11 protein-coding genes are annotated in these 12,944 nt (G+C 57.5%); 8 read left to right on the plus strand and 3 right to left on the minus strand.

Annotated features, from left to right (window positions below; translation table 11 throughout):
- The first annotated feature begins 12 nt into the window (after positions 1-12).
- The 7 genes from RDA78_RS06845 (at position 13) to RDA78_RS06875 (ending at position 7,708) form a co-directional block, all read left to right on the plus strand.
- On the plus strand, positions 13-597 hold the full coding sequence (locus RDA78_RS06845; protein ID WP_434054584.1) for a GNAT family N-acetyltransferase: 585 nt from the start codon (positions 13-15) through the stop codon (positions 595-597).
- Between the two features lie 370 nt (positions 598-967).
- Positions 968-2,317: a tRNA uridine-5-carboxymethylaminomethyl(34) synthesis GTPase MnmE gene (gene mnmE / locus RDA78_RS06850; RefSeq protein WP_434054585.1), complete on the plus strand. Its 1,350-nt coding sequence runs from the start codon at positions 968-970 to the stop codon at positions 2,315-2,317.
- A 261-nt stretch (positions 2,318-2,578) separates the two neighbouring features.
- Positions 2,579-4,489: a tRNA uridine-5-carboxymethylaminomethyl(34) synthesis enzyme MnmG gene (gene mnmG / locus RDA78_RS06855; protein WP_434054586.1), complete on the plus strand. Its 1,911-nt coding sequence runs from the start codon at positions 2,579-2,581 to the stop codon at positions 4,487-4,489.
- A 44-nt stretch (positions 4,490-4,533) separates the two neighbouring features.
- Positions 4,534-5,145 carry a 16S rRNA (guanine(527)-N(7))-methyltransferase RsmG gene (rsmG, locus tag RDA78_RS06860; RefSeq protein WP_434054587.1) on the plus strand — a complete coding sequence of 204 codons (612 nt, stop codon included), beginning with the start codon at positions 4,534-4,536 and terminating at the stop codon, positions 5,143-5,145.
- 19 nt (positions 5,146-5,164) lie between these two features.
- Positions 5,165-5,989, plus strand: a complete 825-nt coding sequence (locus RDA78_RS06865) for a ParA family protein (RefSeq protein ID WP_434054588.1) — start codon at positions 5,165-5,167, stop codon at positions 5,987-5,989.
- A gap of 101 nt (positions 5,990-6,090) precedes the next feature.
- Entirely contained in the window at positions 6,091-6,996 is a 906-nt protein-coding gene (locus tag RDA78_RS06870) for a ParB/RepB/Spo0J family partition protein (protein WP_434054589.1), read from the plus strand.
- Between the two features lie 52 nt (positions 6,997-7,048).
- Positions 7,049-7,708, plus strand: a complete 660-nt coding sequence (locus RDA78_RS06875) for a phytanoyl-CoA dioxygenase family protein (protein WP_434054590.1) — start codon at positions 7,049-7,051, stop codon at positions 7,706-7,708.
- A gap of 22 nt (positions 7,709-7,730) precedes the next feature.
- On the opposite strand, the gene holA is transcribed toward RDA78_RS06875, so the two are convergent.
- Genes holA through leuS form a run of 3 tightly spaced genes read right to left on the minus strand, consistent with a single transcriptional unit; the run spans position 7,731 to position 11,982 of the window.
- Positions 7,731-8,771 (minus strand): DNA polymerase III subunit delta, encoded by a 1,041-nt coding sequence (gene holA / locus RDA78_RS06880; RefSeq protein WP_434054591.1) that lies wholly within the window; start codon positions 8,769-8,771, stop codon positions 7,731-7,733.
- Between the two features lie 24 nt (positions 8,772-8,795).
- Positions 8,796-9,374: an LPS assembly lipoprotein LptE gene (locus tag RDA78_RS06885; protein ID WP_434054592.1), complete on the minus strand. Its 579-nt coding sequence runs from the start codon at positions 9,372-9,374 to the stop codon at positions 8,796-8,798.
- Positions 9,361-11,982: a leucine--tRNA ligase gene (leuS, locus tag RDA78_RS06890; protein WP_434054593.1), complete on the minus strand. Its 2,622-nt coding sequence runs from the start codon at positions 11,980-11,982 to the stop codon at positions 9,361-9,363. Before leuS ends, RDA78_RS06885 begins: the two co-directional genes overlap by 14 nt.
- A 261-nt stretch (positions 11,983-12,243) precedes the next feature.
- On the opposite strand from leuS, the gene RDA78_RS06895 reads away from it, so the two are divergent.
- Positions 12,244-12,909 (plus strand): YggS family pyridoxal phosphate-dependent enzyme, encoded by a 666-nt coding sequence (locus tag RDA78_RS06895; protein ID WP_434054594.1) that lies wholly within the window; start codon positions 12,244-12,246, stop codon positions 12,907-12,909.
- Positions 12,910-12,944: the final 35 nt, after the last annotated feature.

A 12,944-nucleotide genomic window follows, 5' to 3' on the forward strand; every position in this document is an offset into this window, starting at 1 on the left:
GGAACCGATCCAATGAGTGAAGATATTCTTATGGAAACGGAGCGTCTCTTGCTGCGCACCTGGCAAGACAAGGATGTCGATTCGTTTGCGGAAGTGTGTGCCGATCCAGTTGTCATGCGTTATTTTCCCGATGTCATGACGCGGGAAGAATGTGAGCATCTAATCGTACGGTGTATTGAGAAGCATGAACGGGACGGGTTCAGCATGGCGCCTGTCGAAGTCAGAACAACAGGCGAGTTTCTGGGTTTTGTCGGATTGAATACACCGACCTATGCAGCACCGCTCCCCTTCGAGCCGTGCGTTGAAATCGGATGGCGCCTCAAGCAATCGTCTTGGGGGAAGGGGTACGCGAGTGAAGCGGCTAATGCCTGGCTTCGATTCGGTTTTGAAACTATCGGGTTGGACGAAATAGTTGCGTTTACCATCCCCGCGAACACGCCATCCCAGAAGGTGATGCAACGGATCGGCATGCGCCGGGACCACGACGGTGACTTTCTGCATCCGTCTTTGCCGGAGGATCATCCGGTGGCACTTCATGTGCTCTACCGGCTGACGCGGCCGGATTGGTCGTCGCTGGCAGATCAACGTGGTCGATAAATTCACGTGAAACATTTTCATATAGGCACGGGGGTGCTTCACGTGAATCCGACGAATACGATTGATTCGGGACCGAACCAACTGAGCTCCGGAAGGTCTCGAGTCTGTTCCTTGAAGGCCCAAATCGGAGGCTGATGAACTTCATTGATTCACGTGAAACATCAAAACCGGTGTTTCACGTGAATCCAACAGCTTCTAACCGGCCCGGTATGTCTGCGGAATGCGAAGCAGTGTTGGCCCATATCCCTTCGGTTGGTGGGACCCATCTCCAATGACCCTTTCCGTCTGAATTCCGGTTTGCTAAAGAAGCGCACTCACAGTGTCGCCCATGCTGATCTTCCTCGGTGGCAGCTGGTTGGATAAGAAATTGATGGCATCAACAATCTTTGCGCTCTCCAGTGGCGCGGTTCCCTCAGGCGTCGCGGTTGTCCGTGTTTCAGGCCCACGGACAAAGGACATTGCAACAGCTGTCTGTGGCAGCGTGCCCCCGGAACGTAAGGCCGTTCTGTCCAGGCTCACAGATCCTGAAAGTGGAGAGATCGTGGACGAGGGACTGGTTCTCTTCTTTGAGGGGCCGCGGAGTTTTACGGGTGAAGACGTTGCGGAACTGCATTGCCACGGGGGGCGGGCGGTTGTCGGAAAGCTCCTTGAGGTTCTCGGCAGATTTGAAGACACACGCCCCGCGGAACCCGGCGAATTCACAAGGCGTGCATTCGACCGCGGCCGAATGGATCTGACCGAGGTGGAAGGTCTGGCAGATCTGATTGCGGCGGAAACGGAAATCCAGCGCAAGCAGGCTGTGCGGCAGATGGGCGGTGCCCTGGGCAAGCTTTACGAAGACTGGCGCAGACGGCTCATTCACATGCGGGCGATGATCGAGGCAGACTTCGATTTTGCCGACGAGGAGGATGTTCCAGGCAGCGTTGCGGATGAAGTCTGGTCAGAAGCGGCAAAACTGCATGATGAGGTCTCGCTGCATTTGGACAGATCGCGGAGCGGGGAACGGCTGCGATCGGGTCTTCAAGTGGTTCTCATGGGTGCGCCGAATGCCGGTAAATCCAGCTTGTTAAACGCGATAGCAGGCCGCGATGTTGCGATTGTCACGGAAGAGGCCGGAACAACGCGGGACGTCATCGAAGTCCATCTGGATTTGAACGGGTATCCGCTGACGCTTGTCGACACAGCGGGTATTCGTGAGACCGAGGGCCTGATCGAGAAGGAAGGTATCCGCAGGGCAAAGGCACGGGCGCAGGATGCAGATCTTGTCTTGTGGGCGGTAGAACCGGGTGGTGTTGCAATCGATGACCCGGTGGCGGGACTGCCGCCTGACTTCCGGGAGAGCGTCACGCACTGGGTCATTCACACCAAGACCGATCTTGTGACTCATCCGAAACAAGACTCTACCGGAACGATCAAGCAAATTCCTTGTTCCGATCAAAACGAATCCGGAACACGCTCCTTATTTGATGCGCTGACACATTTTGCAGAAGAAACGATTTCGTTAGGAGAAGCACCGCTTGCGACGCGCGAACGGCACCGGCGCTATCTGTCGGACTGTCTGAAGGGCCTGGCATCGGCCGCGGCCTCGACGCATTTGCCTTCAGAGCTGAAAGCTGAAGACTTGCGCCGTGCTGCCGACGCGCTTGGGCGCATCACCGGTCGCATCGACGTTGAGGATCTGCTGGACGTGATCTTCCGGGATTTCTGTATCGGTAAGTGATGTTTCACGTGAATCAAGGGAATCCAAGGTTCGGTTCTGATCCGGAACATGTTTCACGTGAATCATGTACTGAGGTGTCTGTGAGGGCTATTCCGGCCATTTCTGCCCAGATGTTTGTAGATTTGATTTCGGCTTTGACCCGAATTGTCTCCCGAACTATAAGAACCGCTGTAACGGGCCGTCACGAGCGGTTCCACGGCCGGACGGGTTGCCGGCAATTGACCCCTGAAAATATTTGGAACGTTGCCGGGTGCTTTTAAAATGACCGGTGTTCACGGTGAAACGATGAGCGAACAGGATCAGATTTTCGACGTTGTTGTCATTGGCGGTGGCCATGCCGGTTGCGAGGCGGCTTCCGCGTCGGCGCGCGCCGGTGCGAGGACCGCGCTTGTGACCCACACGTTTGAAACAATCGGCGTGATGTCCTGCAATCCTGCGATAGGTGGCCTGGGGAAGGGGCACCTTGTTCGTGAGATAGATGCGCTGGACGGGTTGATGGGTCGGGTTGCCGATCAGGGCGGTATCCAGTTCAGAATGCTGAACCGCCGTAAGGGGCCCGCTGTGCGCGGACCCAGAGCACAGGCAGACCGCAAGCTCTACCGCGAAGCGATGCAGCGGGAGATAGCGGCGGTCGACGGGCTGACCATCATCGAAGGCGAGGCGGACAGGATTCGTTTCAGGGATGGGGAGGACCAGAAAACTGTCTCCGGATTGGCCCTTGCCGACGGGCGCGTCGTGAATTGCCACGCGATCGTTCTGACCAGCGGCACGTTCCTGCGCGGGCTTATCCATATCGGGGACAAGAAAATTCCGGCGGGCCGGTCAGGAGAGGCTCCTGCGATGGGCCTGTCCGTTTCCCTGGAAGAGATCGGTTTCGAGCTCGGGCGATTGAAAACCGGAACGCCGGCGCGGCTGGACGGCCGGACCATTCACTGGGACCGGCTGGACGAGCAACCGGGGGACGACGATCCCGTGCCGTTTTCCACTCTTACGGACAAGATCGAAACACCCCAGATCCCGTGCCATATCACACGAACGACGCCTGATACGCACAAGATCATTCAGGATAATCTGTCCCTGTCTGCCATGTATTCGGGCGAGATCAAGGGCCGGGGTCCACGGTATTGTCCATCGATTGAAGACAAGATCGTGCGGTTCGGCGAACGGGATGGTCACCAGGTTTTCCTTGAGCCGGAAGGGTTGGACGATCATACGGTCTATCCCAACGGAATTTCGACATCGCTTCCCGAAGACGTGCAGCTGGCATTCCTGAAGACGATACCGGGACTTGAGGATGTCAAGGTCATCCAACCTGGGTACGCGATCGAATATGATCATGTGGACCCGCGGGAGCTACGCCCAACGCTTGCGGCAAAGCGGTGCGAGGGTCTTTATCTGGCCGGTCAGATCAACGGCACGACCGGCTATGAAGAGGCCGGCGCGCAAGGTTTGATTGCCGGTCTCAATGCGGCTTTCAAGTCATCGGGGAAAGATCCCTTCGTTGTGGATCGGTCACAGGGTTACATCGGCGTCATGATCGATGACCTTGTGACGCGGGGGATTACCGAGCCCTATCGCATGTTCACGTCGAGGGCCGAATACCGGCTGTCGCTGCGCGCAGACAATGCGGACCAGCGGCTGACGCCGCTTGGCATTGAACGCGGCATCGTTTCCCAGGAGCGCCGCAACGCCTTCGATGGCAAGATGGAGAAGATTGCGGCTTCGCGCGATCTGCTGCACAGGCTTTCCGTGACCCCGTCCGAAGCGCAGAAAAAAGGTCTTCCCGTGAACCAGGACGGCATTCGCCGGTCTGCATTTGATCTACTGTCTTATCCGAACGTGACCTACGACATGCTTGCGAAGGTCTGGCCAGAACTGGAAGATGTCGATCGTTCGGTCGCAGAGCAGGTGGCAACGGATGCTCTTTACGCAGTCTATCTCGACAGGCAATTGGCGGACATTGACGCGTTGAAGCGCGACGAAGCCTTGAAAATCCCGGATGGTTTCGACTACGAAGCAATCGTTGGCTTGTCCAATGAGGTGAAGCAGAAGCTTCTTGATGTTAGCCCGTCGACGTTGGGGCAGGCCTCGCGGATGGATGGGATAACGCCAGCGGCGCTAACGCTCATACTGTCGCATCTCAAGCGGCAGAGTCATCGCGGAGCGGCTTGATGGGCCGCGCCTTCGTGTTGAAAGACACTGGAAAAGTTGTTCACATGTTTGGGGATGTTTCACGTGAAACGTTGGACAGGCTTCAGGTCTTTGTCGATCTCGTTCTGAAGTGGCAACCGGCACAAAACCTGATCGCACCATCGACAATCCCTGATATCTGGATGCGTCACGTGGTCGATAGTCTTCAAACCCACTGGACGTATCCAGAGGCCCGCACCTGGGTGGACATCGGCAGCGGTGGCGGCTTTCCCGGTATCGTGACGGCCATTTTGCTCGCTGATACACCCAGCGCACATGTTCACCTGATCGAGAGCAATCAGCGCAAGGCGGCTTTTCTGCGAACGGCGTTGCGAGAAACCGGATCGCACGGAACCGTTTACCCCGGGCGGATCGAATCGGTTGCGAAAGAATGGTCCCATGGCCCCGTTGACGCGGTTTCAGCCCGTGCTCTGGCATCGCTTGAGCAGCTCTTTGGCCTTGCGCGGCCCTTCACGGCCGGTGGTGCGAAGGCTGTTTTCCACAAAGGGCAGGATTCTCAAAGAGAAGTTGATGAAGCCGCTGACTCTTGGAACTTCGATCTGATAGAAAAGAAAAGTGTTGTAGATCCCACGAGCCGGATGCTTCTTTTCTCAGACATATCAGCCCGGTCCGACTAGCCAAGGAAGGTGGGTGGCAATGAGCATGCTCCCCGAGACACCGCGCGTTCTTGCGCTTGCCAACCAGAAGGGCGGCGTGGGCAAGACGACGACCGCCATCAATCTTGGCACCGCGCTTGCCGCCATCGGCGAGAAGGTCCTGGTCATTGACCTTGACCCCCAGGGCAACGCATCAACCGGTCTGGGTATCGAACATCGTGATCGCGGCCTGTCGACCTATGAAATCCTGAGCGGCGATTGTTCAATGGCCGAAGCGGTTCGCGAGACGGCGGTGCAAAGGCTTTGGGTCGCGCCCTCCACGATGGACCTGCTTGGACTGGAACTGGAGATTGCCTCGACCAGCGACCGGGCGTTTCGTCTGCGCAATGCCATAGAACATCTGACGCATTCGCGCCTGTTTCAGGAAGTCGGTTTCACCTACGTGCTCATTGACTGTCCGCCATCCCTCAACCTCCTGACAATCAATGCGCTGTCTGCGTCGCACTCGATCCTGGTTCCGCTCCAGTGCGAGTTTTTCGCGCTTGAAGGTCTCAGCCAGCTGCTGAGCACGGTGGAACAGGTGAAGGGCGCGCTGAATGCAGAGTTGAGCATACACGGTATCGTCCTGACCATGTATGACAGCCGGAACAACCTCTCCAGCCAGGTCGTCGCCGACGTACGCGAGACCATGGGCGATGCGGTTTACGAAACGATCATCCCGAGAAACGTGCGGGTTTCCGAAGCGCCGTCCTACGGCAAGCCGGCGCTGCTGTACGATCTGAAGTGCGCCGGAAGCCAGGCCTATCTTCGCCTCGCGTCCGAAATCATTCAACGGGAGCGGCAGTTGCGGCGGGTTGCGGCGTAGCGTCTGGTTGGATTCGGCACCGAATTGAACGGATGGTTCAGTATAGGTGTTTCGGGTGATCTGAACTAAACTATTGAATTATAAGAAGAAACAGGTGGGTCATGGCTGAGAAAGACGGCAAGAACAAGCGTTTGGGCCGAGGGTTGGCTGCCTTGATCGGAGATTCGGCGCCGGAGGCAGCAGCTCCGCCTGAAAAGGTGTTCAGGGACAGCAGACGCGTTCCGATCGAGCATCTCGAACCCAATCCGCGCAATCCGCGCAAGACCTTTACCGAGAAGGATCTCGCCGATCTCGCCGAGTCGCTCAAGGCAAAGGGCATCGTTCAGCCGATCCTTGTTCGGCCGGCTGCAGGGAAGGTGAACCGGTTCGAGATCATCGCGGGGGAACGGCGCTGGCGGGCCGCGCAGCGAGCGGGCCTCCACGAAGCTCCCATCATCATCCGCGATGTGACCGACCAGGAGGCACTCGAACTCGCGATCATCGAGAACGTGCAACGGGCGGATCTCAACCCGATCGAAGAAGCAATGGGTTACGATCAGCTCACGGCCGAGTTCAAGTACAGTCAGGGTGAGCTGGCCAAGGTGATCGGCAAGAGCCGGAGCCATGTCGCCAATACCATGCGTCTTCTGAAATTGCCGAACTCGGTGAAGGACTATCTTGCGGAAGGCCTGCTGACGGCTGGGCACGCCCGCGCCCTGATTACGGTTGAAGATCCCGCCGCGCTTGCTGAACTGATTGTTGAAAAAGGTCTGACCGTCCGCGATGCGGAAAAGATCTCGCAGGACCCGGACGCGCTTACAAAACTCAAGGGCGGAAAGGCGCCGGGTGAGAAACCGCAAAAGGATGCGGATACGAAAGCACTGGAAAAGCGGCTGACCGACACACTGGGCCTCAAGGTGGTTGTCGGGCACAAGCCGGGCAAGGATTCGGGCGATCTCAAGATCAAATACACCTCTCTCGAGCAACTGGATGAACTGTGCAGGAAGCTCGGTGTCGAGACGAGATAGGCATCTGCCGTTCCTGGGTTGCGGCGCAATGCAATCAGGCTTGTAGAAGACGATGTCGATCCGCGATCTTTTTGAGACAGAAGGGCGTGTCTGGTTCCGAGGCGCCGTTTCCAAAGAAGATCTCAGAGTGCTCGAAGACGTTGCAGGAACAGGCCTGAAGGCGGGGCAACGCCTTGACATGTCAGAGAAATTGAGGGACTGCCTGTCGATCGAACGTTCTATTGGCCGGGTCATTGCTCAAATCGATCCCGACGCTAAGCCGGTTCGTGCAGTTTCTTTCAACAAATCTCAGCAAACAAACTGGGGCGTTCCCTGGCATCAGGATCGCGTTATTGCAGTTCGCTCCAGGGAAAACGTTTCGGGCTTTGGGAATTGGTCTTTCAAAGCCGGTGGCTGGCACTGTGAACCACCGCTAGATCTGTTGGAAACCATGCTTTTCGTACGCATTCACCTAGACGATACAGATTGCGACAACGGCTCCATGAGTATTGCGTTGGGCAGTCATATGGAAGGTGCCGTGCGTTCCGGGCAAGCCGAAGAAATTGCACAGAAATACGAGATTGAGACTTGTGAAGCGAAGCGTGGTGATCTCCTCGTCCTGAAGATGCTGACCTTGCATGCCTCCGGTCCCTCCAGGCTACAGACAAACCGTCGTGTGCTCAGGGTTGATTTTTCGTCTTTCGAGCTCCCCAAGCCAATGTGCTGGCTGTAGTTTATTCCGTGTTTGAAAATACTTAGCGCCGCTGGCCGCGGGCTCGCGCAACTCTGCCAAGCTTGAGCAACGCTTCTGAAAGCACGGGTACGCCAAGCGGATCGTTGAGGCGTGAGATCTTCGTTGCCTCGGAGAGGATGTCCATTGCGCGCTCCAGGTCGGACAAGGACCAGATCTGGAGTTGCCGCGACATCCCCGGTTTGCGGCTGAAGAAGACGGGTGGCCGCTGAGCGTCGATAACAGCCTGGGTACTCTTGCCTTTTTCGATATCGATTCGCATCCGATGCAAGTTCTGAAAGTGTTTCAGGGCCTGGTTGGCGATGATCGAAGCCTTGGATCCGGCATCTGACAGGCGCTGGAGGCCATGATCCAGGGTGGCGATGTTCCCGGTGCCGGCCGCATCGATGAGTTCGGACATTTCGAACTCGGATGCGTCGCCAATGATGGCTTCAATGTCTTCGCTTTCGATACGGCCGTTGCCCAGGGCGTAAAGGCACAGTTTCTTGAGTTCTCCGCGGCTGGCCATCCGGTCTCCGCCCAGCAGGCCGTGCAGCAGGGCGCGCGCTTCCCGAGTGATGGTGAGGCCGGCTTCACGTGTTTCCTCGTCGATGAGCTGGTCGATCCCGCGATCGTTGTCCGCATAACAGGGAATGGCGAAGGCCTGCCTGCTGGGTTCGATCAGTTTCCTCAGCCCGGCGCCCTTCTTTATGTCGCCGGCCTCCAAAATGACGAACGTTTCCAGGTCGTCGAGTTTCAGAACGGGTTCGACCGCGGGCACCAGGTTCTTGCCGCTCGCGTCCTTGACCCAGACGATCCGGCGGCCGCCGAACAGCGGAATGGTCAGGACTTCGTCGATCAGCCTGTTCGGATCGCCAGCGATCTCGGCCGCGTCGATTTTCACCAGGTTGAAAGGATCGCTGTCGCCCTCTGACGCCTTTGCGGCAAGTCGGGTGGCGCGTTCCGAAACAAGCCCGGTATCGGGACCGAACACGAGCACGACTGCACCGCCTTCAGGAGGATTTGCGACAAATCGGTCCGTTTCGGCTGTTTTCAGGACTGTCACCGCAGCGGACCCTCAACCGGAAATTCAGGATTGACTGGCGAAATAGCCGGCCAGGCGGGTGGCAATATCATCAGCGACCGCCTTGGCAACCCGCTCCTGGGCGTCCCGGAGCGCACGCTGGTTCGCGAAGCGCTGGTCCGAGAAGTCGTAGGATGCCGACCGGAATGTCCGGCCCGTTGTCAACGTTTCGCCCGTTTCAATGTCGCTCATCACGTATGTGGAGTTCATCGTAATGGTGTAGGCCGAGGGAACGTCTGCGAACCGTTCGATCGCAACCTGTGCCGTGTTGACGTCGGCGAGAACTTCAAGCCGGTATTGCTTCCCCCCCGGTCCGGCGCCGCGTTCGAGCTTGAATGTCAGCTCGTTGTAAAGGACCCTGGTGGCATCCTCGTCGGCAAACTGGGCAGAGATGGATTCAAGATCGATGGCTGCCAGTTCGGCAGCAACGGTGGAGGATTGTGCGCCGAAATCGCCCGTTGTGCTGGTGCCGTAGAGCGGGCGGATCTGACACCCGCTCAAGACAACCGCTGCTGCCAAGGCGCTGAAAAGAGCGACTCGCCGAAGGAGAAGCTCCCCCTTGAAGATGCTGCTAAACAACGACATTCACAATCCTTTGCGGCACGACGATAAGTTTCTTCGGCGGATTTCCGTTCAGCGCCTTGCGCACGAAGTCCAGTGCCAAGGTAGCTGCTTCGACCTCCTCTTTGGAAGCCTCTTTTGCAATTTCCAGTTCTCCGCGCCGTTTTCCGTTTATCTGGATAGGGTAAGTAACTGAATCTTCCGCTAACAAAGCCGGGTCGGCGACGGGCCATTTGCTTTCCGAAATCAGGGTGTCGTGACCCAGAACAGACCAGCACTCCTCGGCAAGGTGCGGCATCATCGGAGCCATCATCTGGACCAGATAGTCGGCCGCCTCGCGGACCGCATATTCCGTCTTGTCGTCGTCAATGCCGTCGCTGATCGTCTTGCTTGTCGTGTTGACCAGTTCATAGAGCCTTGCCACCGCCCTGTTGAAACCAAGCGCTTCGAGGTCATTGGAAACTGCATCGAGGGTCTTGTGGCTGGCCCGGCGAAGATCGAGCGCCTTGCCCGAAACCTCAGGCGCTGCACCATTTCTCGGTTCGCACTTGTCGGAGATTTCGCCAATCAGACGCCACACGCGCTGCACAAAACGCCAGGCGCCCTGGACACCGTCTTCCGTCCAGATCACGTCGCGCTCGGGCGGACTGTCGGACAGCATGAACCAGCGCGCGGTATCCGCACCGTATGTGTCGATGATATCCGTCGGATCGACCGTGTTTCTTTTCGACTTCGACATTTTCTCGATCGAACCGATCGCGACTTCGTCGCCTGTATCAAGCAGCGTGGCGCGCCGTTTGCCGTCAATGTCCTCGATCCTGATTTCCGCCGGCGAAACCCAGGAGCCGTTTGCACCTTCTCCGAGCCGGTAGGTCTCGTGTGTCACCATGCCTTGCGTGAACAGGCCCTTGAACGGTTCCTTCAGATCAAGGGCGCCCACTTTCTGCATCGCGCGCGTGAAGAACCGGGAATAGAGCAGATGCAGGATCGCGTGCTCGATGCCGCCGATATATTGATCGACCGGCAACCACCCGTTTGCCGCGTCCGGATCCGTTGGCTGATCGCAGTCGGGGGCCGTGAACCGGGCGAAATACCAGGAGGAATCGACGAACGTGTCCATCGTATCGGTTTCGCGCCGGGCCGGCTTGCCGCATTTCGGACAGGTTGTTTCGCGCCAGGTCGGGTGGCGATCCAGCGGATTGCCGGGCTTGTCGAAATTGATGTCGTCGGGCAGCTGAACCGGGAGGTTCTCATCCTTTTCCGGAACAACACCGCATGTGTCGCAGTGAATGACCGGGATCGGACATCCCCAATAGCGCTGTCGTGAAATGCCCCAGTCGCGCAGACGATAATTGACCTGGCGTTCGCCCTGCGGAGCGCCATCAACAGAGATGGACTCCAGTTTTTGCGCGATGGCTTCCTTGGCGTCGGGAATGGACATGCCATTCATGAAATCGGAATTGAAGATCGTTCCGTCTTCCGTGAACGCTTCCGTGCCGATTTCGAACGTGGCCGGGTCGGCATCCTTCGGCAACACGACAGGCTTGACCGGGAGCCCGTACTTTCTTGCGAAATCCAGGTCGCGCTGATCGTGGGCAGGACAGGCGAAGATCGCGCCGGTGCCGTAGTCCATCAGGATGAAATTCGCGACATAGACAGGCAGTTCCAGCGAGCTATCGAGCGGATGCTTGACGCGCAATCCGGTGTCGACGCCATTTTTCTCCGCCTTTTCAATGGCTTCTTCTGATGTTCCGACCCGTTTGCACTCGTCGATGAACGCTTTCAGTTCCGGATTGTCTTCCGCCAGCCTTGTCGAGATCGGATGATCCGGAGACAGGCCCATGAAGGATGCGCCGAACAAAGTGTCCGGACGCGTGGTGAAGATTTCAAGCGTCTCCTCGCCGGTCGGCGCGGGTTGCGTGAACTCAAAGCGGACGCGCAAACCTTCCGAGCGGCCGATCCAGTTCTTCTGCATCAGGCGGACCTTGTCCGGCCAGCGGTCGAGCGTTTCGATCGCGTCCAGCAGGTCCTCCGAATAATCGGAGATCTTGAAGAACCATTGCGTCAACTCGCGCTGCTCAACCAGTGCACCAGAGCGCCAGCCGCATCCGTCGATCACCTGCTCATTTGCCAGGACAGTCATGTCGACCGGGTCCCAGTTCACTTTCGCGTTCTTGCGGTAGACCAGTCCGGCTTCGAGGAACCTCAGGAAAAGGCGCTGCTGCTGCGTGTAATAGGCAACGTCGCAGGTCGCAAACTCTCGGCTCCAGTCCAGGGACAGCCCCATGATCTTGAGCTGGTCGCGCATCGCGGCAATGTTTTCATAGGTCCAGTCCTTGGGGTGGACGTTGTTCTGCATCGCCGCATTTTCTGCCGGCATGCCGAAAGCGTCCCATCCCATCGGATGGAGAACGTTGAACCCTTTTGCCCGCTTGTAGCGGGCGACAACATCGCCCATCGCATAGTTGCGGACATGGCCCATGTGAATGCGGCCGGACGGGTAGGGGAACATTTCAAGGACGTAGTATTTTTCGCGCGGGTCGTCATTGTGGGTGACGAAGACGTCCTTGTCGTTCCAGACCTTCTGCCAGCGCGCTTCCACTTCGCGCGCATTGTACCGTTCCGTTGCCATCAATTATGCCGTTTGTTCTTGCCGCCGGATATGGCGGAATTCCTGAAAGATTGCTTGCCGGACTGTCACCAGATATCCGGCTTCGGGTCAACACGAGACTCAAAAAAGAGCCCAACGAAGCCTGTTTATGTCGCAATGCCGCATTCGTAAAGCGATCGCTGGCCAGATCGGGACAAGAATGCTGCAATCCGGCACTTGAGGCGAGCGCTGTTGAGGGCTTATGAGTGACAGTCCGAACAATCCGCTTCATAGGGAAATGAAATGACCTCCGCTACAGATCGTCTTTCAGGAGTTCAGTCCGACATCCGCAGCGCCGAGGCGGAATTCAGCAGACCGGACAACGCAGTCGAGCTGATTGCTGTTTCAAAGACCTTCGCTGCCGAGGATATTGTGCCTGTCCTGGACGCGGGCCAGCGGGTGTTCGGGGAGAACCGGGTGCAGGAAGCTATGGGGAAGTGGCCCGGATTGCGGGAATCCTACGAAGATATCGAACTGCACCTCATAGGGCCGCTGCAATCAAACAAGGCCCGGGAGGCCGTGGCGACGTTCGATGTGATCCACACTGTCGACCGTCCGAAAATCGCCAAGGCCTTAAAGGTTGAAATGGACAGGCAAGAGAGAAATCTTCCCTGCTTCATCCAGGTGAACACGGGTGAAGAGCCGCAAAAGGCCGGCATTCCGCCAAAGGAAGTCGAAACCTTCCTGTCGGAATGCCGGGATGAAATCGGCTTGAGCATCGTCGGACTGATGTGCATACCGCCGATTGATGAAGCCCCAGGCGAACACTTCGCTCTCCTGGAAAAGCTGGCGAAACAAGCCGGTCTTGAACAGCTCTCCATGGGCATGTCCTCCGACTACAAGGTTGCAATCGGATTTGGCGCGACTTGTGTCCGCGTCGGTTCGGCGATTTTCGGTGCGCGCGGCTAAGTGCGTCTTCCGGTTGAACGCGTTCCAGCGTATCC

Origin of the sequence: Roseibium sp. (assembly GCF_051016195.1) — a bacterium.
Classification (GTDB): domain Bacteria; phylum Pseudomonadota; class Alphaproteobacteria; order Rhizobiales; family Stappiaceae; genus Roseibium.